Below are 26871 nucleotides of genomic sequence, written 5' to 3' on the forward strand. Positions count from 1 at the left end.
GGCGTTGACGGCGTGGCCGGTGCAGCCGGTATGGCCGGTGGCTCAGAAGGCCTTGCGGAAGCGCGCGTACGCCTTCTCGGGGTCCGACATGAAGGTCCACGGCCACTGGGTGATCACACCCTCCAGCTCGCGGAAGACATTGGAGGCCGTGCTGCTGCCCGCCAGCGAGAGGGCCATGGCGAAGATGTTGTAGTCGCCCTGCCAGCCCAGGCGGCGCTCGTACGCGTGATGCAGGACGCTGCGCTCCGCGGCCTCTCTCAACTCGGCCCGGATCCGCGGCTGTTGCAGGCACTCGCGGTCATCGGACTCCACCCACTCCTCGATACGTGCCATGGCGATGACACAGCCGAGACGGTGCCCGTCGGGCGCGGCGGCGAAGGCCTTCTGGGCGAACTCCAGGGCCTGGCCCGGCTCTCCGCCCCAGCGAGGCTGCAGGTGCGACACCCACTCCAGATGGATGTCCAGGTTCAGCGGATCACGGCGCAGACCCGCCGCGAGCCGGGCCTCCTGGACACTGTCGTCGACGGACATGCCGCGTCCCGAGGTGAGCAGATGGCGCCACGGTGTGACCCAGCCGGGCCTCAGCTCGGCGGCCTCGAGCAGATGCTCCTCGGCGATGCGCAACCGCTCGTAGAAGGTCTGCCACTGCTCGCGGCCCACGTCCACGGCACGGGCGGACGTGCGTGCCTCCCAGCCCCAGGCGACATGGCGCGCACCCGATATCAGCAGGGCGGTCGCCCGGAGCTCCTCGTCGTCCTTGTCCTCCTCGGCGGCCCGGACGATCCACTCCTCCACACCGTCCACATCGGTCAGTTGCCCCAGGACCGCCTGCTCGCGGCCGAGGTCGAAGGGGGCCAGCGCCGCCTTGACCGCCGCCCAGTCACCCGCGTCGGCCGCCTCGACCAGCGCGAGCACCCGAGCGTCCCCCAGCGCGCGCAACGCGTACGTCCCGTGCTTCTGCTTGCGCGGCGGAAGGGCATGCGGGTGCGCCTGTCTCTCCGTACTTCTCCCGAACAGCTTGCCCAACATGCCGCGCCCTCCCCTGGTCCCGCGTGATCGTCCGGTGCAGCATAAAGGGCCCCACCGACACCGCTTCCACAGGGTTTTCACCGTTGCTTCAAGGTCCGGACACGGTGCTCAAGCCGCATGCGCCACACCCGCGAAGGCCGTCTGGCCAGGGAAGATGATCGTCAGGGCCGGAGTGACACGTTCCATCTCGTATGACAAGACGACCCCTTGAGGATGCCTGGGGGCAACCCTATGGTTACGCAGGGCCTGGCGAGGCAGCCGGGCCCACGGAGCATCACGTCACCGTCGCCGTGAGCTGGGGGGCTCGGCGATGGGGCGGACATGCACCGACAGAACTGCACAGACGCGTGTCAGGACAACGTGGTCCCGTCCCCCGAAGTGGCCCTCAGGGAGATGCTCGACTCCCAACAGCGTTCTCTCGAACGGCATTTCTCGGAAGTGCAGCACGCGCGCAGCCTCTTCTCCGAAATCGTCGAGCAGTTGGCGGTCGCCCGCGTCGGCGAGCCGGATCCGGCCCAGGCGACCGTTCTGAACGGTTCGGCGGAGATATCCCGCGCGTTGGAAGAAGCAGTGGGTCTGGCCCGTTCCGAGGTGATCGGAATGCATCCCGGCATTCCCATTTCTCCGGAACGGCTCGCGGAAGGCCGGGTCCGGAACAAGAAACTGTTGGACCGCGGTGTCGCCATGCGTTCCATGCATCTGACGGCGATGCTGCGCACCTCGTTCGGACCGGCCCATCTGCGGGATCTGGAGAGCGCGGGGGCAAATGTCCGTATCGCCGCGGTACTTCCCGCCCGGCTGGTTATCGCGGACCGGCGGGTGGCTTTGGTGTCGACCCCTTCCATGGAACAGGCAGGATCCGCCCTACGTCTGGAATGCGGCGCTTTCCTGGAGATCCTGACCCGCTTCTTCGATCACCTCTGGGACCATGAGGCCGTCCCTCTCACTCCTGCCGTCGAAGGCGCCGTGGAGGGGGAGGACGAGGTGGACGAGGAGAGCGGCGGCGACCGGCTGACCGGCCGCGAGCAGGCCCTGCTGCGGCTCATGGCCAAGGGCCTCAAGGACGAGGCCATCGCCCGCGACCTGGGCGTCTCACCGCGTACGCTGCGCAGGCTCATCGCCGACCTGATGCGTCGGCTCGACTGCGAGAGCCGCTTCCAGGCCGGTGTCGAGGCCACGGCCCGCGGCTGGCTGGACGCCGCCCCGCACGACTGACGCGCGCTCACCTCCCCTCCCCCGCCACCTCCTCTCACCTCCGCCGCACCCCGGCGGCCCACTGGGTCGCCGGGGTCTTCCGTATGCGCGCCGGCCATCAAAGGCAGGGGTGACCTGGAGTGGCCATGGCCGCACGAGGTCAACCCGAATCCCTGGACGCGGATGCGGCGGTCGGCCAGCATTTCGAGCGAAAGATTCGTACGACAGACAAAGGGACGCCTGCCGTGGATCAGTGCAAGAGCCGCACCAAGAACAACAGCAAGAAGTCGGCGTGGATGGCGGCCTTCGGGCTCGCTCTGGCCATTTTCGCCGTGGCCACTCCGACGTTTTCCGGATCCTCCGCCGCGACCGACGTACGGGCCGCCCAGCCGTCGGCCGTTCTGCTCGACACCTCGTGGCCGGCGCCCACGCCCTGACACCACGAAGCGCACCGGGACGAGGAGAAAATGAATGTGGGGCGGGAGACAGATGCTTCTCAGTGAAGAGCAGGAAAGAGAATACCGGGACCGGGGATTCGTCGTGGTCGACTCCCTGTTCACCCCGGACGAGGTGGAGTCGTTGCGCGAGTCCTTCCGCCGGGACGGCGAGATACCCGGCGAGCACCGCATCGTCGAGGACGACGGACGCGCTGTCCGCGCGGTGTACGCCTCTCACCGACGGCAGCCGGAGTTCGCGGCCCTGGTGCGGCACCCGGCAGTCCTGGGGCCCGTGCGCCGGCTGCTGGGGGCGGAGGTCTACATATACCAATTCAAGATCAACGCGAAGCCGGCGATGGGTGGCGGCGGTTGGGCCTGGCACCAGGACTTCGCGGCCTGGCGCATCGCCGACAACCTGCCCGCACCGCGCCTGGTGAACGTGGGTGTCTTCCTCGACGACGTCACGGAGTTCAACGGCCCGGTCATCTTCGTGCCCGGCTCGCACCGCGCCGGTCTCGTGCGCAGCGGCCGCACGCAGTCCGACGCCAGGTCCGCACAGCACCTGGACCCCGACGACATCGCGCTCAAGCCCGCCGACATGGTGGCGCTCGCCGCCGAGCACGGCATGGACAGCCCCAAGGGCGCCGCGGGTTCGGTGATCTTCTTCGATCCCGAGATCGTCCACGGCTCCGCGCCCAACATGTCGCCGTTCGACCGCAGGCTGCTGATCCTCACGTACAACGACGTGACCAACGAGCCCCGGCCGCTGGGCGAGCCCCGGCCGGACTATGTCGTCTGCCGGGACACCACCCCCCTGCGCGTCCTCGACGACGCACCCGTTCTCGCGGGCGTCGGGGAGGCGGTGTGACCGAGCGCGGACGCAGCCGTGCCGTGGTGCTCGAGGAGTTCGGACACCCGCTCGCCCTGCGCGACTTCGAGCTGCCGCGACCGCCCGAGGGCGGCATGGTCGTCGCCGGCCGGTACGGCGGGGTCTGCGGTACGGATCTGCACCTCCAGCAGGGGCACCTGCCGGTACCGGTGCCCCTGGTCCTGGGCCACGAGGGGCTCGGCACCGTGCACACCCTCTCCCCCGGCACCCATCTCGACGCCTCCGGCGCTCCACTCGCGCCCGGCGACGAGGTGATGTGGGCGTCCTCGCTCGCCTGCGGCACCTGTCCGCCCTGCCGGCTGCACCGCGAGCCAACACTGTGCGAGCGGCGCCGCACCTACGGGGTGAACCGGCCCGCGACCGGCGCGTATCCGCTCGCCGGGTCCTGGGCCGACCACATCGTGCTGCACCCCGGTACCACCGTGGTCAAGGTCCCCGACGGGGTGGGGGCGTTGGCCGCCATGTCGCTGGCCTGCGCGGGACCGACCATGGTGCACGCCTTCTACGAGCGCAGGCCGGTCCGCGTCGGTGAGACGGTCGTCGTCCAGGGATCCGGTCCCGTCGGTCTCGCCGCCGCCGCGCTCGCCCAACTCGCCGGAGCCGCCCGGGTGATCCTCGTCGGCGGCCCCGCGCAGCGGCTGGAGCTCGCGGCACGGGCGGGCATCGGCGACCACCACGTCAATCTGGTCGAGGCCGCCGACACCGACACGGCGCTCGCGGAGGTCCGTCGGCTCACGGGCGGGGCCGGCGCGGACCTCGTCGTCGAGTGCACCGGAGTGCCCGGAGCCGTCGGGCAGGGCCTCGGGCTGGCCCGGCGCGGAGGCTCGTACCTGATCGTCGGCCAGTACACCGACAGCGGCGACACCCTGATCAATCCGCACCAGATCGTGTACCGGCAGCTCGACGTCGTCGGTTCCTGGGCGTTCACCGGCGCCCATCTCGTCGAGTACGTACGGCTGTTGCCCGCCCTGACGCGCCGGTTCGCGTTGGCGGACCTCGTGACGGAGTACGCGCTGGCGGACCACGGGCAGGCGCTGGCGGCCGTCGCCGGCGGCTCGGTGATGAAGGCAGTTCTGGCCGGCGGCGACCGGTTCTGACGGGGGGACAGGCGATGACGACGACAGCATCCGTACGAGCGGGAGCGCACCGGCGGCTCACGGCGGACACGGTCGTGGAGCTGGTGGTGCGGCAGGCCGAGCAACATCCGGAGTCGGTGGCCGTTCGCCACGGCGACCGGGCACTGACGTACGGCCAACTCCTTGCGGCCGCCGCCTCGATGGCGACGGCGCTGGCGGACGGTCACGGGGTGGGGGCCGGTCTGCGCGTGGGTCTCGCCACCCGGCGCGGGATTCCGCAGATGGTGTCCGTCCTCGCCATCCTCATGGCGGGCGGCTGCTATGTGCCGCTGGATCCGGCACTGCCCGAGCAGCGGCTGCGCGGCATGATCGACGACGCCGGGCTGAAACTGCTGGTGAGCGACGACGCGTACACGGGCCCGCGGCCGCCGGGCGCCGTGATCGCGGCGCCGCGGCTGGCCGGGGAGAGCGTCCAGACGGGCCCGGGGCGGTGGCGCCCGCAGGCCTCGTCCGAGGCGTACGTGCTGTTCACCTCCGGGTCCACCGGCAGGCCCAAGGGTGTGGTGATGCCGCACCGTCCGCTGGTCAACCTCATCGAGTGGCAGCGTGCCTCCTCGACCGCGGGCGTCGGCACCCGCACCCTCCAGTTCGCGCCGATCGGCTTCGACGTCTCCTTCCAGGAGATCTTCTCGACCTGGTGCAGCGGCGGGGAACTGGTGCTCATCGGGGAACAGGACCGGCGTGACCCGGCCCGGGTCCTCGAGCTGGCCCACCACCACGGCGTACAGCGGATCTTCGTGCCCTTCGCCGTCCTCCAGTCCATGGCGGACTGGGCGTTCGACGGCGACCAGGACCTGCCGCGTCTGACGGAGATCATCACCGCGGGTGAGCAGCCGATCGTCACCCCCGCCCTGGAGCGCTTCGTCGAACTCACCGGCAACCCCACCCTCGCCAACCAGTACGGCCCGACCGAGACCCATGCGGCGACGCAGAGCGTGCTGCGCGGCGCGCCGCGGGACTGGCCGCGGGTGCCGCCGCTCGGCGAGGTCCTCGACAACTGCTCGGTCCTGCTTCTCGACGACTCCCTGACGCCCGTGCCCGAGGGCACCGAGGGGGAGATCTGCATCGCGGGGATCTCCCTCGCCGACGGATACGCCGTCGACGACGACCGCACCCGCGGCAGATTCGTCGCGGCCGGTCATATCGACGGGATCCGACGGCTGTACCGCACGGGAGACTTCGGGATCGTCGAGGACGGCGTCCTGCTCTACCGGGGCCGGCGCGACGACCAGGTGAAGATCAGCGGACACCGCATCGAGATGGGCGAGGTCGAGGCCGCCGTCTCGGCACACCCGGAGGTCGGCCAGGTGGCGGTGGTCCCCGTCGGGGACGGCCCCAGCACCCGGCACCTGGTGGCCTTCGTGGTGGCACGCCGCGGAACGACGCCGGACGAGGACGGGCTGCGGGCCTTCACGGCGCGGCTGCTGCCCGCACACGCCGTCCCCCGGCGTTTCCTGCCGGCCGACACGCTGCCCCGTACCGCCACCAACAAGGTGGACCGGCGCGCTCTCGCCGCTCGGGCCACCCCCGCACCGGCCGGCGAGGACGGCCCGCCCCTGGGCGCCAGGGAGACCGTGCGCGCGGTGTGGCAGCGGGCCCTGGGCAGGACAGTGCCCGACGGCGCCCGGTTCTTCGACGTGGGCGGCGACTCGCTCACCGCGGTCCGCCTGGTCGTCGAGCTCAACAAGCACTTCGCGCGGAAGATCTCCGTCGGCGATCTGCTGCTGCGCCCCGAGTTCGACGCGTGTGTCGCCTTCTTCGAGGCCACCGAGGCGAACGACGACTTCCGGCCCCGTCCCGCCGCCGGTGACGCGGAGCGCGGCGCGTGGCTGCCGGTCGCGCTCACCCAGGCGCACCGGATGAACCGCGAGGCCTGGCGGGCCCGGCACGGACTGCCGAGCATCAGTAACGTCCCCATGGCGTACCACCTTCAGGGGGCCCTGGACGCAAGTGCCCTGGAGACCGCGCTGAGGCATTTCGTCACCCGGCACCCGGCGCTCGCCCTGGAGATCGACGAGACCCCGGGCGCGCACCGCCAGCGGCTCACCGACTGGACGCCCACGCTGCGCACCGTGCGGCTCGACTCGCGGCTGTCCGCCGAAGCCGCCCGGGAGCGGGCGCTGGCCCTTGTCCAGGAGGACGCCGAGCGCCCCTTCGTCCGGGGCGGAACGGCGTACGACGGACTGCTGCGGGCGACGCTGATCCAGATCGCCGAGCGGGAGCACCACCTGTTCCTGTGCGCCGACCACATCGTGTTCGACGGCTGGTCGGTGGGGGTGCTCAACGAGGACCTGGCCGTCTGTTACCGCGCGGCCCTGCGCGGCGAGGCGCCCCCGTCCGCCGAGCCCGACCTGCGGTTCCTCGACTGGGCCCGCGCGGAGAACGCCTGGCTGGGCGAGGACCTCGCGGCCACCCTCCGCGCGGACTTCGGCCGGCAGCCCCGGGTGCCCGAGGACCCGGCCGCCGCCCTGCTCTACCCGGCGATCGAGCCCGGCCCGCCCGCGCACTACGCCCGCGAGACACTCATCCGCCGACGGCTCGACGCGGACCGCACGGCGGCCGTGCACGAGCTCGCCCGGACCACCGGGCACCCGATGGGCTCCGTGCTCACCGCGCTCTACGCGACCGCGTTCGCCCGCTGGTCGGGACGCGACGAGGTCGCCCTGGTCTCGACGTTCGCCAACCGGACCATCCCGGACGCGGACCGCTCCGTGGGCTTCTTCGCCAACAACGTCCCGGTGTTCCTGGGCCGCGCCGCCGGTCTGTCGCCAGCCGAGATGATCGTCCGCGCCGCCCGCGAGGTGGGCCGCGCCGCCCAGCGGGAGGCCGTGCCCTTCCCGTTCTGGCTCGCCTCGATGCTGCCCGGCCACGAGGACCTCGCGGGCAGCGCGCGCTACGCGTTCCTGAACGTCCGCAGCCAGGACCGCTCGGGCCTGGACCGGCTGGAGCTCGACGGAGTGACCTCACGGGCGGTCCGCGTCGACATCGCGCTGACGCCGTCCTTCGCCCTCGGCCTCCGGGCCGGCGACAACGGCGCCGACATCGCGCTCGAACTCGCCTTCCTGCCCGGCCTCGTCGCCCCGGGACGCGCCGAGGCGCTCATGGCGGAGCTCGAGGACGTCGTGGACGGGGTCGGACACCCGCGAGGAGGGCAGCGCCGGTGATCCTCACCGAGGTCGACGACCTGGGCGCCGACAAGGAGTGGCTGCGGCTGTGGCGGGCGGACGACCATCAGCACGCCAACTACACCGTCACCTCACTGGCGGTCGGCGCCGCCCACTACACCCGCCTCTACTACCTCCCCGCCGAACGCGACGTCAGCGAGTACCGGCCGTGCGCCGAGCGGTTCGTTCCGCACCACCTGCTGGCGTCCGGCCCCGACGGCCCGGTGGCCGGACTCGCGCTCACCGTCGAGGTGCTCCCCGGACGGCACCGGCTGTCCGCCTACGGGCGGCCGCTGATGCTGGTCGAGGACCGTACGGCACCCGCACGGCTGCGCAGACAGGCCGCCGCCGCGATCCACACCCGGATCCAGGAGCTCACCGAGCGCTACGGCGCCGAGCGCTACCACGCCAGGGACTACCTGGTCGGCGGGGAGATCTCGCCCCTGACCGAGGTGCTGCTCCGGCACGGGGGCGTCAGCCGGCACCACTTCACCCAGACCGTCGATCTGCGCCCGCCCGCCGAGGAGCGCTTCGCCGAACTGCGCAAGAACTTCCGCAAGATCCTGCGCAGGGACCGCGGCGGCTTCGCACTCGACGTGGTCACCGCACGCGACGTGACCCGGGCGCACCTGGACGACTTCGTCCGGCTCCATCTGGAGTTCTTCGGCAAGACCCTGCGGACGCGGGCCTCGTGGGACTCGATCCTGGCCTCGGTCCGGGCCGACGAGGGGTTCATGGTGATCGGCCGCCAGGACGACAGGCCGGTGGCGATGGCCTACTTCGCGGTGTCGGACCGCTACTGCCTCTACGCCTCCGGCGTCAACGACGCCGACAGCTACGGCAGCGGACTCAGCCACCGGGTGCTGTGGCGGGCCATGGAACACGCCCGCGCTCTGGGCTGTGTCCACTTCGAACTCGGTGAACAGCTCTACCCGGGCATGTATCCCGACCTGCCGGAGAAGTTCCGGGCGATCGGCCACTTCAAGGCGGGCTTCAGCAACACCACGGCCGCCCGCCTGGACGTGTTCTCCGCTCCGCTGGAGGCGCCGTGACCCGCGTTTCCCGGTGGGCCGCGGTGGCGCGCGGACCCCGGCGGGCCGAACTCGTCCTGCACACCGTCACGCTCGTCAACGCCCTCGGCAACGGCCTCTTCACCGTCGCCGGCACGCTGTTCTTCGTCCAGGTCCTGGATCTGTCGCCGCTCCGCATGGGGGTGGGCCTGGCCGTCGCCGCCGCCTTCGGGCTCGCCGCCAGCGTGCCGGTGACCCGGGCCCTGGACGGCCGCTCACTGCGCGCCGCCTACGGTGCGCTGCTGATGGTCCAGGCCGTGGCCATGGCCCTGTTGCCGACGGCCCGGTCGTTCGTGGTCCTCGTCGCCGTCCTCGCCCTGGGAGCCGCCGGGCAGAAGAGCGCCCGCGCGGTGAACAACGCGCTCATCGGGCAGGTGGCGGGCGCCCGCCGGGCCGACGTACGGGCCGTCTCGCGGTCCGTGAACAACCTGGGAACCGCCGGCGGGGCCCTGCTGTCCTCGGCGGCCGTGGTCAGCGGCACCGACCGGGCCTACGAACTCCTCGTCTACGCCGACGCGGTGACCTTTCTGCTCGCCGCCGCACTGGTGCCTGCGGTACGGAGCGCGGGCCGGCTGGCCGCGGCCGGGCGGAGCCGCTACGGCTCGGCGCTGCGGGACTCCCGCTACGGGGCGGTCACGCTGGCCGACGGCGTGATGTGCCTGGAGTACTTCGTCATCACGCTGGTCCTCCCGCTGTGGGTCGTCGAGCACACCTCGGCGCCCCGAGCCGTCGTGCCCGTCCTCTTCGCGCTCAACATGCTGCTGGTGGCGCTCTTCCAGATCCGGGTCAGCCGGCGGGCCCGCACGATCGCGACGGCCGCCCGCGCGGTACGGGTCTCCGGGGCTCTCTTCCTGGTCAGCCTGACCGCACTGCTGCTCGCCGGGCAGGTGGCCGCGGTGCCCGCCGTGCTCCTGCTGGTGGCGGGCGTCGGGCTGCACACGGTCGGCGAGCTGTATCACGCCGCGGGCGCCTCCGAGCTCAGCTACGGGCTGGCCCCGGAGGAGCGGATGACCGAGTACCAGGGCGTGTTCGGGCTCGGCATGGGAGTGGCCGAGATCGTCGCCCCGTACGTCCTTGTCGTCGCCTGTCTGGAGGGCGGTTGGGCCGGCTGGGCCGGGCTCGCCGTCCTGCTCTCCGCCACCGGTGCGGCCCTGCCGTTCCTCGCCTCCCGAACCCCGGTCCCGGCCCCGGCCCCGGCCTCGGTCCCGGTCGCGCGCTGACGCGGTCGAGAGCCCCGCAGTCCTGACCACACCCCACAACCCCGGGCACACGACTGCCTCTCACCACCCCTTATCTCCACTTTTCTTACTGTTTGTCACCGCACTGGAACGAGGTGTCTTACGTTGGGTCTCCTTCGTACAGAGGGATTCACGAAGCTTCTGGAGCTCGTCGCGGAGGAGTCCGACACGCTGGATTCGGCGTACACCGCGGCCCTGCACGCCGCGACGCTCGGCGGCCGGCTCAAGGCCGAGGTCGGCCTCGGCGCCCTGAGCCGCGGCGAGTCGGTCGCGCTCGATGAGCTGCGGAACACCGGCGCCCGCCGCCATCTCCCCCTGGTGCAGGACACGGTGGGCGAGCGCCTGGTGCTGACCGGCACCGGACGCCTGCGTGTTCTCCGCGACGGCGAGCCGGCGCCGGAAGGTGTGCTGGAGATCGGCCGCGTCGACTGGGCCGGCGGCCGCCCCGCGGACCTCGACCGGCGCTGGGACGAGCAACAGCACGCCGAGGGCGCCGAGTCGCTGAGCCTGCACGCATGGCTGCGCGCCCGCCCGGCCGACACGGTGGACACCATGGTCGCGGACCTGCGCCGGACCCTGACCCATGTCGGGCCGATGCGTGTGTACATCGGCGACCGCTGCTACACGAACCTCGGCCGGGAACACAGCAATCTGGTGGGCAAGTCGCTCTCCGCCGGCTCCGAGCAGTGCCGACTCAACGGGATCGACGGAGTGCCGGTCGAGCGCTGGACGGCCCACGACGCCGTCTTCGTCGTCTGCATGTCCGCGCTCATCGCCTCGGGAACCCCTTCCAGGACCGAGGAGTTCAGCGGCACCCAGCTGACCGCCGGACGCCTGGAGGCCTTCATACGCGCCAAGATCACCTCCTACGACGGTGAGGTGACTGCCGCGACGGAGCAACTTCCGCTCGTGGAACGGCTCTTCGCGCTCGCGGCGCACGCCAGGCGGCTGCGCCCCGGCAAGCTCGAACGGGGGCCGCAGATCTACCGCACGGTCCAGGCCATGACGATCAACAAGCAGGAGCAGTTCCTCGATCGCCCGGTGACCTCCGCCGATCTGCCCGCCGCCTTCACCGCGAAGGTGACGGAGCTGCTGCCGGCGGCGGACCTCGACCGTCGGGACCACCTGGTGGCGGCCTGGGCGCAGTTGATGCCCGCACTGCACGGCCCCACGACCGATGACGCGTTCACCACCGGCCTCGAGGAAGTGATCCACGGGCTGGTCGAGGCGGGCACGGAGTCCACCGGGTCCCATGTCGGCATGTCCCGCGGCCCCCGCGACATCACGACCCTGTCCGCACTCGTCGCCGCCGGCAGCCCGAACCCCGGACACTGGAAGACCAGCGACTACTACTGCTGTGTGGTGCCCGGCCAGGACTTCACCCGGCGCTTCGACCGGGCCCCGGAGGAACTGCCGCAGGTCGTCAGGGCGATCGCCGCCCGGATGCGCTGGAACGGCTGGCACTTCATGCCGCACGCCAGCGGTGTGAGCGACCACCCGAGCTTCGCGGACCGGGACTGGTTCTACGCTCCCACCATGCCCGACATGACCGAGTGGACCTCGCACCATCACCAGGGCCATGTCGCGAACGGAGTCCGGCACGCCATCCGGGTCCCGCTGGGCCTGACCCTGGCCGGCGTCCACCGGCCGGGAATCCACGACTTCCGTCTGATGCGCACGGACGGCGAGACGTACGGCGTCCCGGAGCTGCGCGCGGCCATCGCCATCGGACGTGTCCTGCAGAGCGTCTACCAGGCGCACGCGGACCGCTCGGAGCGCACCGGACCCGCCCTGGTCGTCTCGGACTTCGGCAACACCTGGTACCAGCGGCGCCACGCGCCCGCCGCGGCCGCGCTGTGACCCCCGCCTCCGCTCCCGTCCCCTCCCACCTCCCGCCCGCACACCGACCCCAGGAAGGCCCTCCCATGTCCCCCGACCGTTCCGTCCTCCACCTCGGCCTGCGCCGCTCCCCCCTGGAGTGGCAGCCCGAGATCGACGCCGCCGCACAGCTGGGCCACGCCGTCTACGTCCACTCCGACACCGGTCTCGGCCATCTCGGGCTGCCCGACGACCGGATCGCCGCCTTCACCCGGACGGAGCCCGCCGAGGACGTGGCGGCCCGCGCCCTGCGGCAGGCACAGGACGCCGGGCACCGGCCCTCGGCGGTGCTGTGCTGGGGCGACCGGTACGTGGACATCGCCGCCAGGGTGTCGCAGGCGCTCGGTCTGCGCGGGCCCTCGGTCGCCGCGGCCGCCGTGTGCCTGGACAAGGCGGCGCAGCGCCGGGCGCTGGAACCGCACGGTCTCAACCCCCGCTGGCGCACCGGCACCACGGCCGACGAGCTGAAGGCCGCGGTCGGCGAGCTCGGCCTTCCCCTGATCTTCAAGCTCGCCCACTCCTCGGGCGGCCGCGGTTCCGTCGTGCTCGACGCGGACACGGAACCGGGCGAGCTGATGAAGCTGACGTCCCTCAACTACGAGGACTCCGACGCCTTCCTCGTCGAGGAGCTCGTCGACGGCAGCGAGCACTCGGTCTCCGGGCTGGTACACGGGAACGAGGTGGTGATCCTCGCCGTGTCCGACAAGTACCTGGCCCCCGGGGAACTCCGTACGACCACCACGGTCGTCCCCTCCGCGCTCACCGCGGAGCAGGTCGTGCGGGTCCATGAGGCGGCCGAGCGCGCGGTGCGCGCCGTGGGCATCGAGACCGGCGGCTTCCACGTGGACCTGCGCTACGCCGCCGAGGGACCCATCGTCCTGGAGATCGGCGCACGGCTCGGCGGCGACCTGATCAACTCCCATCTCGTGCCCCTCGCCACCGACGGCGCGGCAGACCCGTACCGCTCGCTCGTCGAGACCCTCGCGGACGGCGAACTGCCCCGCCCCGCCCCCTTCGTGACCACCGCGGCGATGCACCTGCTGCCGGTGCCCACCGACGCCGACCTCCCGGCGCTGCTGTCCCGTCTCGCGGAGCACCCGGCCGTGCGGGTCGCCGCCGAGTGGCCCTCCCCCGAGGACGAGGTCGTCGTGGTGGTGACGGCACAGGACCCGGACACCATCCCGGCGATCCTCGAGGACCTGCGCCGCCGGACGGGACGGTAGGCCCGCGTGCCGGACCGTGCGAACTCCGCGCACCCGCCGGACCTCCCGGTCGTCGGCGTCCTGGCCTGCCGCAAGCAGCGCGCCAACGGCACCAGTTACTCCCGGGTCAACGACGTCCTCACCGACAGCCTGCTGCGGTACGCGCGCGTGCTGCCGCTCGTCGTTCCGCCCGACGAGGCTGGTGCCGCGGCCCTGGACGATCTCGACGGGCTGGTCCTTCCCGGCAGCGGCTCCTTCGTCCACCCCCGTTTCACCGCGGAGGCCGGCGCGGAGACCGAGGGGCGGGAGTACGACACCGACCGCGACGCCGCCGCGCTCGCCCTGCTGCGCCGGGCCCGTGAGCTGCCGGATCTGCCAGTGCTCGGCAGTTGCCGGGGCATGCAGGAGATCGGGGTGGCGGCCGGGGCGGCGCTGCGGGACACCGAGGGCGCCGAGACCGCCGTCCACCGTTTCACGCCGCGTCCGGCGGGCGGCGACCGCTGGGCCGACGCGCACCCCGTGCACATCCGGCCGGGCGGACTGCTCGCCGGGCTCCCCGGGGAGCTCGCCGGGACCGCCGTACCCGTCAACTCCCAGCACTCTCAGGTGGTCTGCGCGCTCCCGGACGACGTACGCGTCGAGGCCGTGGCGCCCGACGGTGTGCCCGAGGCGATCAGTGTCGGCCATCCCGCACGGTATGTCCTCGGTATCCAGTGGCACTTCGAGCAGCACACCGGGGACAGCACGCTGAACCGGACCATCCTGGAATCCTTCGGGCGGCACTGTCGTCTGCGCAGAGAGAAGAGAAAGTCGTGCTGAACCTGTCCGGGCCCTTCCTCGACTCCGTGGCCGAGCTGGCGCTCGGCGCCGTCGCGGACCCGGCGGACGGCGTGCTGTTCGTCGCCGGGTCGGTCGTCGACGGACTGGCCAACCGCAACTCCGACCTGGACGTCTACTTCCTGGGCGGCGACGGGGCCGCGGTCGTCGGGGCCGACACCACCGTCCGCAAGGGCGAGAAGAGCGGCACCATCGGCGAGCTCGACGGGCGCGAGGTGAGCCTCTCGATCCTGGAGCCCGCCGGTGTCGAGGAGCTGACGCGCTCCTTCCAGGACTGTCTGGCCGCGCTGTCCGACGGCGGCGGGATCGTCCAGCTGGAGAGCCAGAACGATCTCAAGGTGCTGCACCGCATCCGTACGGGCGTCCCGCTGCGCGGTGCCGAGCGGCTCGAGAAGCTGCGGGCGTCGACGGGCACGCACCGGTTGGCCGAGTACCACGTCAACGTCCAGGCGGTGGCCGCCGTCAACCGGCTCACCGATGTGGAGGGGGAACTCGCCGAGAGCAACGACGCGTCGGCGTGCTGGATGTTCCGGGAGGCCGTCGCCCATTTCGCCCGGCTGGTGCTCGCCCTCGACGGAGAGACCAACCCGGCGCCCAAGTGGCTGGTCAGACTGCTGGAGCTCGGTGGCCCCGACCCCCGGCTGCGGTCCCGTCTGGCCCAGCTGCTCACCGAGTCCGAGGAGGACCTGCCCGCGGCGGTCGCCGAGGTCAAGGGGCTGTTGCGGAGCACGGTCGACCTCGCCCCCGGCACGGTCGTCGGGCCGTACACGTGGCGCGTGATCCGGAAGCTGGGCTGACATGACCGTTGTCCTCGGACTTCCGGGCCTGGCCCTGCACGAGATACCGGAGGCGTTCGTCCCGGAGGAACCCCGGCTCGGCGGCGCGGCGGTGCCCGTACCCGCGGCGCGACTCGCGGCGCTGAGCAGCACCGGCACGGTGCTCCTGGGCCGACGGCCGGACGACCTCCACCTCAGGGAGTTCCGGGCGTCGGTGATCGCCGAGACCCGCGCCCTGTTCCAGGTCCCGGACGACCACGCCCTCACCGTCGTGGCGGCCCGACCGGCGGAACTCTGCCACCTCGCCGCCGCCCAATCCTGGGCCACGGGCCTGAAGGTGACAGGGACCGGCCCACGCGCCACCGACTGGCGGACCGCCACAGCGGCGGTGCGAGAAGCCGCCGCACCGGGTACGCCGAAGACCGGCAGCCCGGCCACCACGACGGCCGACCTGGCCACCACCACAGCCGAATGGGGCGCCGCCGCCCTCCCGGTCACCACGACAGGTGCACGGGAAACTCCCGGTCCAGCCACCGGGCCGGGTCCGCGGAGCGCCACCGACCCGGCCAATCCGGCAGGTGCGTGGGAAACCCTCGGTCCACACACCCCCGCCCCCACCCCCCTCGCCGTGGTGGCCGACGAGGATCCCGCCTGGCGGGAGCGGCTCGAGGCGGCCCCGGCAGGCGCCTGGCGGGTCGCGGAGCTCACCGGTACCGCCGAGGTGCTCACCGGCCGGGGTGTCCGCGACGCCGACGTCGCGTTCCTCTGTCCGAGCGGACTGCTCGGTGTCGGCGTCGGCCTCACCGTGGCCGTGCTCTCGCCGCGGGCCGTGTCCGCGTCACCGGGGCTGACCCGCGCACTCGACGTGGCCGGCGCCGCCGTCGGCACCGGTGACCTGGTGATGTTCGCGCACGCGGTGCGGGCCATGGCGGAGAGCGACGCCGAGCGCGCGGCAGCCGGACGCGAGGCCCGCCGCGCCCTGGTCGCCGAGTGGGCGGCCACCCGCGACTGGGTCACCGCCCCCACGGCTGGGGCGGGCGACGCGCTGACGGTCAGACTGGTCACCGCCCTGCCGCCGGGCACCGTCGCCGAGCTCGGCCGGTTCCTGGAGTCCGCCCATCTGGCGTACGGCCTCACGGACCCCGCCGACCCGTGCGCACTCCGCATCGGCCTGTACGACTCCCTGCGCACCGCCGACATCGAGCGCCTGCTCGGCCTGCTCGACTTCCTCGTGGCCCGCATGGCGCACGCCACGGACCCTGACCAGGAGGGCCGATGACCCCCCGCTCCGACGCCCTCATGATCCTCAAGCCGGACGTGCTGGACGGCCCGTTCGCCGTGTGCCCGCGTCCCCTCGCCAGGGACGCCGTCCGCGGACTCGTCGACCTGTACGCCGGGCGGCCGCCCGGACCGTACGAAGTGGAGACATCCGACGGCGCCGTCCGCTGGGCCCGGCGCAACGTGGACCGCAAGACCGCGGCCCGGGGCTGGTACGACAAGGAGCTGCGGTCCCGGCAGGAACGCCTGAGCCGGCTGACCGACCTCCTGCACTCCCCCGCGCTCACCGGACACGGTCCCACGGAGACGGCCGGGCTGATCCTCGGGATGGCGGGCGCGCTCGGCTTCACCGTCGCCGAGCGCGCCCGGCGCCGCTTCACCCACCGGGACGTCCTCGGCCTCTACGCGTACAACACCCACTACACCCGGCTCGCCGGCGATCTGACCGCCTACCTCACCGGCGGCGAGGGAGAGATCCTTCTGCTCACGGGGGAGGAGAACCTGAGCAGCCTGCACATCCTCAAGGAGGTGGTCCGCCGCGTCGTCCGCTACCCCACCACGCACTACGACGCCCTGGAGAACCTGCTCCACGTCTCCGACCCCGGGGCGACCGACTGGACGTACTTCGAAGGGACCCTGACGCGGCGCGCCGAACCGGCGCTGTGGGTACGGTCGGCGCCTTAGCCTTCGGGGCGAGCGTCGCGGCCATGGCCTCGGCGACCGGACCGAGCACGACCGCCGTCGCCGTCTGCTCGTCCGCCATCACCTTCACCGGGTCGGACACGCCGGCGGCGGTCGGTGACAACCCCCGGCACGTGGTGACCGGCGACCTCGACGGCGACGGGAACGCGGACGTCGGCGCGGGGGACAACGAGGCCGACGCGGTGCCGGTCCTGCTGGGCAACGGCGACGGCACCTTCGGCGACGTCACGCAGTACGCCAGCGTCGCCTGGCTGTACTCCATCACTCCCGGCGACATCGACGGGGACGGCGAGACCGACCTGGCCACCGTCAGCAACGGCTCCAACATCCTGGAGATCTTCACGGGCAACGGCGACGGCACCTTCGAGGCCTCCGTCGCCTACACCACGTCCGCCCTGCCGGTCTCCGTGAACGTCGCCGACCTGACCTCCGACGGCACTCAGGACCTCGTGGTGGCGAGCAGCGCCGACGACCGGATCGACGTCTTCACCGGCTCCTGCGACTGAGAAGGCCGAGAGGGACCGGGAATCCGCCCCGCACCTCCGCCGAACCACCGCCCGTCGGCGGGGGTGCGGGGCATCATGACCATCGCGGCCGGTGTGATCAGCTGCCAGGCCGCGCCCCAGTCTGCATAACTGTGAAAAAATTACCCATACGACATCAAAGGAGAACCCTCGTGAGCAGCCCCGCCGACGAGCTCGGCTACGGGAGCATGCGGCTCGACCGCACCGGCCAGGCCGAGGCCTTCGACGCCATCGGCGACCGCTACGACGAGGCCTTCCCGCACAAGGAGGGCCAGGTCGCGTCCGCCGAGTGGCTCATCAGGTCCCTGCCGGCCGGGTCACGCGTGCTGGACCTCGGCTGCGGCACCGGGATCCCGACCGCACGCCAGCTGGCGCAGGGCGGCCTGGACGTCGTCGGGGTCGACCTGTCGGACCGGATGGTCACGCTCGCCCAGCAGCAGGTGCCCACCGGGACGTTCCACCGTGCCGACATCGCGGACCTGCGGCCCGACGGCCCCCGGGACCTCGGTCGTTTCGACGCGGTGGCCGCCTTCTTCTCCCTGCTCATGCTGCCGCGGGCCGAGATCCCCCTCGCCGTGCGGACCATCCACCACCTGCTCGTTCCGGGCGGCCTGTTCGCCCTGTCGATGGTGGAGGCCGATGTGGACGACTTCTCGATCCCGTTCATCGGCAGCACCATCCGGGTCTCCGGCTATCTCCGGGACGAGCTGCGCGAGGTCGTGGAGGCGGAGGGCTTCGAGATCGCCGAGGAGTCCTCGTTCTCGTACGCTCCGGCGTCCGTGGACGTGCCGCCCGAGGTGCAGATCTTCCTGCGCTGCCGACGACGTAGCTGACCGCTACTGATCAGCCCGCTCCGCGCGGGCCCGCACGGCCGGAAGGACACGCGTGACGAAGCAGCTCGGAGCCGATGGCGGCACCGGAGGGCAGGCGGCCGGCGTGCACGAGCCTTCCGGTGCCCCGCGTCGGCCCGAGCCTCCCGCTTCCTCCTCGAAGTCCGGCAAAGCACACGCGGCCAAGGGCTCCGAGGAGGGTGGCGCGGCGGGTGGCACAGCCATGCGCCCACCGCCCCCGGAAGCGCCCGCCGGACGCCCGATCGCCTCCGCGCCGCAGACCGACAGGCTCCGCTATCTCGACGCGGCGACCCGGCAGATCGCCCGCGGCATGAACCTCGACGAGACCCTGGGCGAACTGTGCCGGGCGGCAGTCCCGGCCTTCGCCGACACGGCGTTCGTCCATCTGTACGCGCCGCTTCCGGTGGGCGACGAGAGCACCGCCGACCCCGGCGTCCTGCGGCTGCACACCACGGCACCCGCCCCGGACGCCGCCACCGTCCAGGCGGCCGATGCCGTACAGCCGGCCGCGGACGGTCTGCTCACCAAGCTGCTCCAAGCCGGGCGGCCGGTGTTCGGGAACACTCCGGGGCTGCGTTCCGTGGTGGCCGAGCTGCTGGGGGTGGCGAACGCGCCGGGCGCGGTGCCGCCCGGACGGCGGCTGATCATCGCTCCGCTGCACGGTCGTAGCCATGTCATGGGCAGCGTGGTCCTCATCCGCGGCCCCGGGCGGCCGGATTTCACCTACGACGACCTCCTCGTCGCCTCCCAGCTCGCCACCCACACCGCTCTCGGCATCCACAAGGCGGTGCTCTACGCGCGCGAGGCGGCCGTCGCGGACGCGTTGCAGCGCACCATGCTCCCGGCGTCCCTGCCCGAGCCGACGGGAGTCGGGCTGGCCAGCCGCTATCTGCCGTCCTCACGGACCGCGCAGGTCGGCGGCGACTGGTACGACGCGATCCCGCTGCCCGGCAACCGTGTCGCACTGGTCATCGGCGACGTGATGGGCCATTCCATGACGTCGGCCGCGATCATGGGCCAGCTGCGCACCATCGTGCAGACCCTCGCCGGACTCGACCTCTCCCCCGACGAGATCCTTCACCACCTCGACGAGCAGGCCGAGCGGCTGGGCAGCGAGCACACGGCGACCTGCCTGTACGCCATGTACGACCCCGTGCTGCACCGGTTGCTGATGTCCAACGCCGGCCATCCGCCGCCCGTGCTCCTGCATCCCGACGGCAGCACGGAGGTCGTGCAGGTGCCGCCCGGGGCGCCGATCGGTGTCGGCAGCGGTGGCTTCGAGTCCGTCGAGATGCACGCACCGGCCGGCGCGACCCTGCTGCTGTACACGGACGGTCTGGTGGAGGACCGCGACTCGGATGTGATGACCGGGGTGGAGCAGCTGTGCGCGCGGCTGCGGGCGGGCGCCTCGGGAACCACGGCCCCGTCGCTCGAGGAGCTGTGCGACCAGGCACTCGGGACACTGGGGGCGGGCGACCGGGACGACGACATCGCGCTGCTCGCCGCCCGGTTCGAGGGCATCCTGCCGGACACCGTCGCGTACTGGTACCTGGCTCCGCGTCCGCAGACCGCGGGCCAGGCCCGGCGGCTGACCCGCAGGACACTGCGCCAATGGGGCCTGGAGTCCCTGCTGGAGTCCACCGAGCTCCTGGTCAGCGAGGTGGTGGCCAACGCCGTGCGGTTCGCCGGCCGGCCGATCACCCTGCGCCTGCTGCGCACGCACGTGCTCCGCTGCGAGGTGGAGGACGACTCGACCGTGGTACCGAGAATGCGGCACGCGCAGCTGAGCGACGAGGGCGGCCGGGGGTTGTTCCTGGTCGACCAGATGTCACAGCGCTGGGGGGCGACCAGGGTGAGCACGGGCAAGGTGGTCTGGTTCGAACTGCCGCTGCCCGGCGGGCCGGACTCCGGCTGAACCGCGCGGAGTTCACCTCTTCGTCGATTCCTACGTCAACTGCCTGACCTGCCGTCCTCATACACGGGAGCGCACGAAACACGCCGCAAAATACCCCCCGGGGTATCTCTGTTACCGTAAAAGTCAGATACCCCCGGGGGTAATTTCTACGAAGGAGTCAGCCGTGTTCTTTGTCGACGCCCTGGAGACGGCGGGGTTGGGCAACCGCAGCCACCTGGCCGGCGGGACCCGCGCCGCGGTGGTCGTGGATCCGCCGCGGGACATCGACCGCGTGCTCGCGGAGGCGGCCCGGCGCGGAGTGCGGATCGTGGCCGTCGCCGAGACGCATGTGCACAACGACTACGTGAGCGGTGGTCTGGAGCTGGCCCGGCTCACCGGGCCCGCTATCTGGTGCCGGCGGGGGCCGAGGTGGCGTACGCGCGCGTGCCGGTCGCCGACGGACACGTGGAGCCCGTCGACGAGGGTCTCGTGCTGCGGGCCGTGGCCACTCCCGGGCACACCCCGCACCACACCTCGTACGTGCTGGAGGAAGCGGGACGCGCGGTGGCCGCCTTCACCGGCGGTTCGCTGCTGATCGGCAGCGTGGGCCGGCCCGACCTCGTCGAACCCCGGCTCACCGAGGAGTTCGCCCGAGCGCAGCACGCCTCCGTGCACCGGCTGGCCACGGAGCTGGACGACGAGGTGGCGGTCATGCCGACGCACGGCTTCGGCAGCTTCTGCTCCTCGTCCCGGGCGGACGGGACACACAGCACCATCGGCACCGAGAAGGCCTCCAACCCCGCGCTCGTCCAGGACGTCGACAGCTTCGTCAAGGACCTGCTGGCCGGGCTCGACGACGTCCCCGCGTACTACGCCCACATGGGTCCGGCCAACGCCGGCGGCCCCGCTCCGGTGGACCTCACGGCCCCGCGGCCCGCCGACGCCGACGAGATCGCCCGGCGGCTCGCGGCCGGCGAGTGGGTCGTGGACCTGCGCAACCGGGTGGCCTTCGCCGCCGGGCATGTGGCCGGGTCGCTCAACTTCGAGGCCGACGGACAGCTGGCCACGTATCTCGCGTGGATGATCCCGTGGGGCAGGCCCGTGACGCTGCTCGCGGAGAGCGCCGAGGTCGTCGGGCGCGCCCAGCGGGAGCTGACCCGGGTGGGCATCGACCGCCCGGCCGCGGCGGCCGTGGGCGGCCCGGCCGACTGGCTCGCGGACGGGGCCCGTCCGGCCTCCTTCCCGCGCGGCACGTTCGCCGACCTGGCCGCCGCCCGGGCGCGCGGTGAGGACGTGGTCGTGGTCGACGTGCGCCGGGACGGCGAACGCGCGGACGGCTGGATCGAGGGCAGCGTCCACCTCCCCGTCCACCAGCTGCACCGGCGCCGAGTTCCGGGCCGGTCACGCACCCGGCGCGCGGCCGGCTTCGTCGCAGGTCTGGCTGGCCGCCCGCCCACTGGCTGTCCGGGCTGATCGGCGGCGGCCTGTTCTTCTCCGCCGTGACCAACACCTGCGGCATGGCATCCCTGCTGGGCCGGCTGCCGTACAACCGGCGGGCCGTGGGCGCGGTGTCGTTCCGGGAGACGTTGGCGCGCCTGGCCGCGTGAGCCGCTCTGCGTGCGGGATGGGCGGGGGTCGCGTACGACTGGGAGGAACGCGTCGCCGCCCACCCCAGGGAGAGCCATGACCGACCCCGCTCCCCAGGCCCGTGCCTCCGCGCTGCTCGGCCGCCCCAAGCTGTGGGTGGTGCCCACACTCCTGAGCGGACTGCTCGCCCTGCTGCTGTCGCTGCTGTACATGGGCGGCATCGTCAATCCGCAGGGCGACCTCAAGGACCTGCCGATCGCGCTCGTCAACTCCGACACCGGCAAGCCGCCGGCCGGGCAGGAGCAGAACCTGGGGACGCAGATCGCCGCGGCGATCATGTCGGACACGTCGAGCGACAAGGCCGACTGGCGACAACTCACCCGGACGCAGGCCCAGGACGAGCTGGACTCGGGCAAGGTCTACGGCGCCCTCGTCATCCCCGCCGACTTCACCGCCTCCGTCGGCGCGCTCACCGGCACCGGCGCCACCGCACGGCCCACGCTCACCGTGCTCACCAACCCCGGCAAGGGCAGCCTCGGCTCCTCCCTCGCCAGTCAGATCAGCACGCAGACGGCACACCAGGCCTCGCAGACCATCGGCAAGCAGCTCACCCGGTCGACCCCGCGGGCCGACGCCACGCAGAAGCTGCTGCTCGCCGACCCCGTGGCCGTCGCCACCGAGGTGGGCCACCCCGTCGGCATCCACAGCGGCCTGGGGCTGACCGCCTTCTACTACACGCTGCTGCTCGTCCTGGCCGGTTTCATGGGCGGCAACATCGTCAGCAACGGCGTCGACACCGCACTCGGCTACGCCGACAACGAGATCGGCCCCTGGCACACCCGGCTGCCCACCGTGCCGATCAGCCGCACCCAGACGCTGCTGCTGAAGATGGCGATGACCGCGGGCATCACCGTGCTCACCGTCTCCCTGGTGATGCTCGCCTGCGTCACGATCCTGGGCATGGACGCCACCCATCTCCCGCTGCTGTGGATCTACTCGTACTGCGCGTCGCTCGCGGTCGGCCTGGGTGTGCAGGCGATCAACGCCGCGTTCGGCGGCATCGGACAGCTCGTGTCGATGTTCGTGTTCATCGTCCTGGGCCTGCCGTCCTCGGGCGCCACCGTCCCGCTCCAGGCGGTGCCGGCCTTCTACCGCTTCCTGTCCCACTTCGAGCCCATGCGCCAGCTCGGCGACGGCGTCCGCGCGATCCTCTACTTCGATGCACGGGGCGACGCGGGCCTCACCCGCGCCTGGACGATGACCGCGATCGGCGCCGCCCTTGCCATCCTCTTCGGCTTCGCGATGACCGCCTACTACGACCGCAAGGGCCACGGCCGCCTGACGCCGCAGCCCGCCTGAGACGGGCCACGACGCCGGCGGCGGGTCACACGGTCACGCCGTACCGAGCGTGGTGCGCAGGATGGTGATGGCCTGGTTGATCGCGGCTTGGGCGGCGTGGGTTTCGCGCAGGGCGTTGAGCATGACGAAGTCGTGGATGATGCCCTGGTAGCGGACGGCGGTGACGGGGACGCCGGCCTCGCGGAGCTTGCTGGCGTAGGCCTCGCCCTCGTCGCGCAGGACGTCGGCCTCGCCGGTGATGACCAGGGCCGGGGGCAGGCCGGTGAGCTGCTCGGTGGTGGCCCGCAGCGGGGACGCGGTGATCTGGGCGCGTTCGGCCTCGTCGGTCGTGTACTGGTTCCAGAACCACTGCATGGCGTCGCGGCGCAGGAAGTAGCCGGTGGCGAACTGGTGGTAGGAGGCGGTGTCGAAGGCGGCGTCGGTGACCGGGTAGAAGAGCACCTGCTGGACCAGGGGGACATCCCCGCGCTGCTTGGCCATCAGGGTGAGTGCGGCGGCCATGTTGCCGCCGACGGAGTCCCCGGCGACGGCGATCCGGGAGGCGTCCAGGTCCTTGGACGCGCCTTCCTGCACGATCCACTGGGCGACGGTGTAGTTCTGTTCGATGGCGACCGGGTAGCGGGCCTCGGGCGAGAGGTCGTACTCGGGGAAGACGACCGCGGCGTTGGCGCCGACGGCGAGTTCGCGTACCAGGCGGTCGTGGGTGTGGGCGTTGCCGAAGACCCAGCCGGCGCCGTGGATGTAGAGGATCACGGGGAGGGTGCCCTGGGCGCCGGCCGGGCGGACGATCCGGGCGCGGACGCTGCCGGTGGGTCCGCCGGACACGGTGATCCACTCCTCGTCGACGGCGGGCTTGGCGATGTCCCCGGACTGCACCTCGTCGACCGTCTTACGGCCCTCGACCGGGCCGAGATCGAAGAGGTACGGCGGGTTCGCGGTCGCCTCGACGAAGGCCTGGGCTGCGGGCTCGAGGACGGGGCGGGTGCCGGTCTGGTCGGACATGGCGATCTCCTCGGAAGGGGTGGCCGCGGGCGCGCTCCGTCGACGCTGTTCGTCAGGAGCGGCGGCACACCCATGACTGTAGCGCTCGATTTAGTCGTGCACAACTTAATCAAGCACGACTATCTATTTCGCGACTGTTTATGGCTCGATAGAATCGAGAGGACTCAATCAAAGGAGCCAGGCCATGAGCACTGCCGAACCCGAGCGCGACGGTTCCCTGCTCCTCGACGATCAGCTGTGCTTCGCCCTCTACGCCGCCTCCCGCGCGGTCACCGCCCGCTACCGGCCCCTGCTGGACGCGCTGCAGCTGACCTACCCGCAGTACCTGGTGATGCTCGTGCTGTGGGAGCAGGACTCGATCTCGGTACGCGATCTGGGCACCGCGCTCCAGCTGGAGTCCAGCACCCTCTCCCCGCTGCTGAAGCGCCTGGAGGCGAACGGCCTGCTGCGCCGTGAACGCCGCCCGGAGGACGAGCGCTCGGTCTCCCTCACCCTCACCGACGCGGGAGCCGAACTGCGCGAGCGGGCGCATACGGTTCCGGGGGCCATCGGGGACGCCATGGGCCTGACCCCCGAACAGGACGCCACGGCCAAGCAGCTGCTCCGCCTGCTCACCGCCAACGTCGGCGAGGTCTGACGCTCAGCCCTCGACCAGCCGCGCGAGATGGGCCAGCGCCATCCGAGTACCCTCCTCGTTCTGGTCCGCCGGCACGGCGTCGGGAATCCCTTCGTGCAGGACGACGACCTCGGTCCCGCCCGCCACGTCGGTGAGCGTGGTCGTCATCGTCATCGTGCCGCGCAGGGCGGGGTCCCCGGTCTCGAACTCGAACTCCTCGACCACCCGCTCGTCCGGCACGAGCTGCAGGAACCGGCCGTGGTACGTGTCGGTGTGCGAGCCGGACTTGCCGGTGCCGGTCGGCAGGTCGTAGGTGAGCGAGATACGGAACGCGCCGCCCTCCCGGGCGTCGAAGGCGTGCACCTCGCTGCTCATCCCCTCGGGCACCCGCCACCTGGCCAGCGCGTCGGCGTCCACGAGCATCCGGTAGACGGCCGCACGCGGGGCGTTCACACGACAGGAGACGCGGGTCGAGTACATGGCCCCACCCTGCTCCGGGGTGCAACCTTCTCGCAACGTGGCGCGTGCTGCGCTGGGGCGCATGTATGAGGAGACCCCGCGCGTCGAGCTCACCCCCGCGGCCGCCGATCTGCTGCGCCGGCTGCACGAGGCGCACGGCCCGCTGATGTTCCATCAGTCCGGCGGCTGCTGCGACGGCAGCGCCCCCATGTGCTACCCGGCGGGCGAGTTCCGCACCGGCGGCTCGGACGTGCTGCTCGCGGAGCTGGAGGTCGAGGGCGTCGGGGAGGCGGTGACGTTCTGGATGTCGCGCAGCCAGTTCGAGGTGTGGAGCCACACCCGGTTGATCGTCGACGTCGTCGAGGGGCGGGGCAGCGGCTTCTCGCTCGAAGCACCCGAAGGAGTGCGTTTCCTGATCCGTTCCCGTCTTCTCGGCTCCTAGACAGACTGCCGTCTGGTGCACTTCCTCTGAGTCCTGGGACAGTTGACGAGACCTCAGGGGGGGGCTGTGACGCTTCGTCAGAACAGGTTCCGAGCAGGCAGAGCGGTACTGACGTTCCTCACGGCATGCGGTGCGCTGGCCGGTGCGGCCCTGACGGGGGCGGCACCGGCCGGCGCCGCGCAGGCCGCCGTCCCGATCGCGTCGGGCGTCACGTACCAGCAGTACGACATCCAGGCCGCCAAGGGCCCCACGCGCATCCATGTCCTCACCGTCGACCTGCGCGATCCGCACGTCCGGCTCGACCTGCTGCATCCGGGAGCGGTCGCCGCGCGGGCGCCCGTCTCGCAACTGGCGGACACCCAGGGCGCGGTCGCGGGCGTCAACGGCGACTTCTTCAACATCACCGAGACCCAGCACCCGGGCGTCGAGGCGACCGGCGCGAGCGTGGGCCCGGCGATCGCGGGCGGCCGCACGCTCAAGGCGGCGGTGCCCGACGGCCAGCGTTTCGGCCCCGCGATGCCACCTGGCACGTCCACGAGGAACGTGCTCGGCATGGGGGTCGACCGACGGGCCCGGCTCGACAGCCTGTCCCTGGCCGGATCCGTCCGCACTCCCTGGACGCGGCTGCCGCTGGGCGGGCTCAATCAGTACGCGCTGCCGGTGAACTCCGTCGGCGCCTTCACCAGCGCCTGGGGAAGCGCCTCCCGGGTACGGGCCACCTGCGGCACGGACACCGACCGGGCCGCCCCGTGCAGCACGGACACCTACGAGGTGACGGTCCGCCAAGGCCGGGTCGTGGCGGCCGCCGACAGCCCGGGCGGCGGCCCCGTCGCCGCGGGCACCACCGTCCTCGTCGGCCGGGAGGAGGGCGCGCGGCAGTTACGGAAGCTCTCCGTCGGCGAGCACGTACGGATCCGGCACGGCCTGGTCCCCTCCGCGACCCGGATCCCGTACCGCTTCGCCGTCGGCGGCTACCCGGTCCTCGACAACGGACAGCCGCTGCCCGGCCTGGACGGCACGACCGCTGCCGTGCGCACCGCCGTGGGGATCGCGGACGACGGCCGGCGGGTGCTGCTGCTCACGGTGGACGGCGCGGCCGCGTACCGCACGGGTCTGACCGTCGCCGAAGTGGCGGACACCATGAAGGGGTTGGGCATGGTCGACGCCTTCAGCCTGGACGGCGGCGGATCGTCGACGCTGGTCGCCCGCGATCCCGGGACGAGCGCCGTCTCGGTGCGCAACCACCCCACCGGCGGCGCCGAACGCCCGGTGCCGAACGGCATCGGGGTCTTCTCGACCGGATGAAC

24 protein-coding genes and 1 pseudogene are annotated in these 26871 nt (G+C 72.1%); 21 read left to right on the top strand and 4 right to left on the bottom strand.

The features are described from left to right. Positions 1-42: 42 nt before the first annotated feature. The gene (locus OHU89_RS08960; protein ID WP_405641511.1) at positions 43-1029 is read right to left on the bottom strand and encodes a hypothetical protein; all 987 of its coding nucleotides are present in this window, start codon (positions 1027-1029) and stop codon (positions 43-45) included. 321 nt (positions 1030-1350) lie between these two features. On the opposite strand from OHU89_RS08960, the gene OHU89_RS08965 reads away from it, so the two are divergent. The 16 genes from OHU89_RS08965 to OHU89_RS09040 all read left to right on the top strand — a co-directional run bounded on the left by OHU89_RS08965 (position 1351) and on the right by OHU89_RS09040 (position 20120). Then, positions 1351-2244 (top strand): LuxR C-terminal-related transcriptional regulator, encoded by an 894-nt coding sequence (locus OHU89_RS08965; RefSeq protein WP_405641513.1) that lies wholly within the window; start codon positions 1351-1353, stop codon positions 2242-2244. A 224-nt stretch (positions 2245-2468) separates the two neighbouring features. After that, positions 2469-2660 (top strand): hypothetical protein, encoded by a 192-nt coding sequence (locus OHU89_RS08970; protein ID WP_405641515.1) that lies wholly within the window; start codon positions 2469-2471, stop codon positions 2658-2660. A 52-nt stretch (positions 2661-2712) separates the two neighbouring features. Further along, the gene (locus OHU89_RS08975; protein ID WP_405641517.1) at positions 2713-3528 is read left to right on the top strand and encodes a phytanoyl-CoA dioxygenase family protein; all 816 of its coding nucleotides are present in this window, start codon (positions 2713-2715) and stop codon (positions 3526-3528) included. Next, positions 3525-4646, top strand: a complete 1122-nt coding sequence (locus OHU89_RS08980; protein WP_405641519.1) for a zinc-binding dehydrogenase — start codon at positions 3525-3527, stop codon at positions 4644-4646. Before OHU89_RS08975 ends, OHU89_RS08980 begins: the two co-directional genes overlap by 4 nt. Before the next feature lie 14 nt (positions 4647-4660). Then, positions 4661-7849, top strand: a complete 3189-nt coding sequence (locus tag OHU89_RS08985) for an amino acid adenylation domain-containing protein (RefSeq protein WP_405641521.1) — start codon at positions 4661-4663, stop codon at positions 7847-7849. Then, a complete protein-coding gene (locus tag OHU89_RS08990; RefSeq protein WP_405641522.1) occupies positions 7846-8901 on the top strand; it encodes a GNAT family N-acetyltransferase in 1056 nt (351 codons plus the stop codon). Before OHU89_RS08985 ends, OHU89_RS08990 begins: the two co-directional genes overlap by 4 nt. Beyond that, positions 8898-10139, top strand: coding sequence for an MFS transporter (locus OHU89_RS08995; protein ID WP_405641523.1), 1242 nt, complete (start codon positions 8898-8900; stop codon positions 10137-10139). The genes OHU89_RS08990 and OHU89_RS08995 overlap by 4 nt, the downstream gene beginning before the upstream one ends. Before the next feature lie 123 nt (positions 10140-10262). Continuing rightward, on the top strand, positions 10263-12017 hold the full coding sequence (locus OHU89_RS09000) for a hypothetical protein (RefSeq protein ID WP_405641524.1): 1755 nt from the start codon (positions 10263-10265) through the stop codon (positions 12015-12017). A 65-nt stretch (positions 12018-12082) separates the two neighbouring features. After that, positions 12083-13258, top strand: a complete 1176-nt coding sequence (locus tag OHU89_RS09005; protein WP_405641526.1) for an acetyl-CoA carboxylase biotin carboxylase subunit family protein — start codon at positions 12083-12085, stop codon at positions 13256-13258. Between the two features lie 6 nt (positions 13259-13264). After that, positions 13265-14056, top strand: a complete 792-nt coding sequence (locus OHU89_RS09010; RefSeq protein ID WP_405641528.1) for a gamma-glutamyl-gamma-aminobutyrate hydrolase family protein — start codon at positions 13265-13267, stop codon at positions 14054-14056. Next, positions 14050-14871 (top strand): hypothetical protein, encoded by an 822-nt coding sequence (locus OHU89_RS09015; protein ID WP_405641530.1) that lies wholly within the window; start codon positions 14050-14052, stop codon positions 14869-14871. The genes OHU89_RS09010 and OHU89_RS09015 overlap by 7 nt, the downstream gene beginning before the upstream one ends. Position 14872: 1 nt before the next feature. Next, positions 14873-16129, top strand: a complete 1257-nt coding sequence (locus OHU89_RS09020) for a hypothetical protein (protein ID WP_405641532.1) — start codon at positions 14873-14875, stop codon at positions 16127-16129. Next, on the top strand, positions 16126-16812 hold the full coding sequence (locus tag OHU89_RS09025; RefSeq protein WP_405641534.1) for a hypothetical protein: 687 nt from the start codon (positions 16126-16128) through the stop codon (positions 16810-16812). Before OHU89_RS09020 ends, OHU89_RS09025 begins: the two co-directional genes overlap by 4 nt. Positions 16813-16835: 23 nt before the next feature. Beyond that, on the top strand, positions 16836-17336 hold the full coding sequence (locus OHU89_RS09030; RefSeq protein ID WP_405641536.1) for an FG-GAP repeat domain-containing protein: 501 nt from the start codon (positions 16836-16838) through the stop codon (positions 17334-17336). Positions 17337-17542: 206 nt separating this feature from the next. Then, positions 17543-18187 (top strand): class I SAM-dependent methyltransferase, encoded by a 645-nt coding sequence (locus tag OHU89_RS09035; RefSeq protein WP_266899762.1) that lies wholly within the window; start codon positions 17543-17545, stop codon positions 18185-18187. Between the two features lie 52 nt (positions 18188-18239). Beyond that, positions 18240-20120, top strand: a complete 1881-nt coding sequence (locus tag OHU89_RS09040; protein WP_405641538.1) for a SpoIIE family protein phosphatase — start codon at positions 18240-18242, stop codon at positions 20118-20120. Between the two features lie 157 nt (positions 20121-20277). Here OHU89_RS09040 and OHU89_RS09045 read toward each other — a convergent pair whose 3' ends face one another. Further along, on the bottom strand, positions 20278-20448 hold the full coding sequence (locus tag OHU89_RS09045; RefSeq protein ID WP_405655099.1) for a hypothetical protein: 171 nt from the start codon (positions 20446-20448) through the stop codon (positions 20278-20280). On the opposite strand from OHU89_RS09045, the pseudogene OHU89_RS09050 reads away from it, so the two are divergent. Both OHU89_RS09050 and OHU89_RS09055 read left to right on the top strand, forming a co-directional pair. Further along, positions 20383-21485, top strand: a pseudogene (locus OHU89_RS09050) (MBL fold metallo-hydrolase); the annotation flags it as partial. The gene OHU89_RS09045 and the pseudogene OHU89_RS09050 overlap by 66 nt on opposite strands. A 297-nt stretch (positions 21486-21782) precedes the next feature. Beyond that, complete coding sequence (locus tag OHU89_RS09055) at positions 21783-23045, top strand: YhgE/Pip domain-containing protein (protein ID WP_405641540.1); 1263 nt, start codon at positions 21783-21785, stop codon at positions 23043-23045. 33 nt (positions 23046-23078) lie between these two features. On the opposite strand, the gene OHU89_RS09060 is transcribed toward OHU89_RS09055, so the two are convergent. Next, positions 23079-24047: an alpha/beta hydrolase gene (locus OHU89_RS09060; RefSeq protein WP_405641542.1), complete on the bottom strand. Its 969-nt coding sequence runs from the start codon at positions 24045-24047 to the stop codon at positions 23079-23081. Positions 24048-24231: 184 nt separating this feature from the next. Between OHU89_RS09060 and OHU89_RS09065 the strand changes: the two genes are divergently transcribed. Further along, a complete protein-coding gene (locus OHU89_RS09065) occupies positions 24232-24684 on the top strand; it encodes a MarR family winged helix-turn-helix transcriptional regulator (RefSeq protein WP_405641544.1) in 453 nt (150 codons plus the stop codon). A gap of 3 nt (positions 24685-24687) precedes the next feature. Here the strand turns inward: OHU89_RS09065 and OHU89_RS09070 are convergent, their stop codons facing one another. After that, on the bottom strand, positions 24688-25143 hold the full coding sequence (locus OHU89_RS09070; RefSeq protein WP_405641545.1) for an SRPBCC domain-containing protein: 456 nt from the start codon (positions 25141-25143) through the stop codon (positions 24688-24690). A gap of 61 nt (positions 25144-25204) precedes the next feature. Here OHU89_RS09070 and OHU89_RS09075 point away from each other — a divergent pair, with 61 nt between their 5' ends. Together OHU89_RS09075 and OHU89_RS09080 are read left to right on the top strand one after the other, a co-directional pair. Next, on the top strand, positions 25205-25564 hold the full coding sequence (locus OHU89_RS09075) for a DUF779 domain-containing protein (RefSeq protein ID WP_362406221.1): 360 nt from the start codon (positions 25205-25207) through the stop codon (positions 25562-25564). 66 nt (positions 25565-25630) lie between these two features. Next, entirely contained in the window at positions 25631-26869 is a 1239-nt protein-coding gene (locus tag OHU89_RS09080; protein ID WP_405641547.1) for a phosphodiester glycosidase family protein, read from the top strand. The last annotated feature ends 2 nt before the right edge of the window (positions 26870-26871 follow it).

It is taken from the genome of Streptomyces sp. NBC_00019 (assembly GCF_045041015.1).
Lineage (GTDB): Bacteria > Actinomycetota > Actinomycetes > Streptomycetales > Streptomycetaceae > Streptomyces.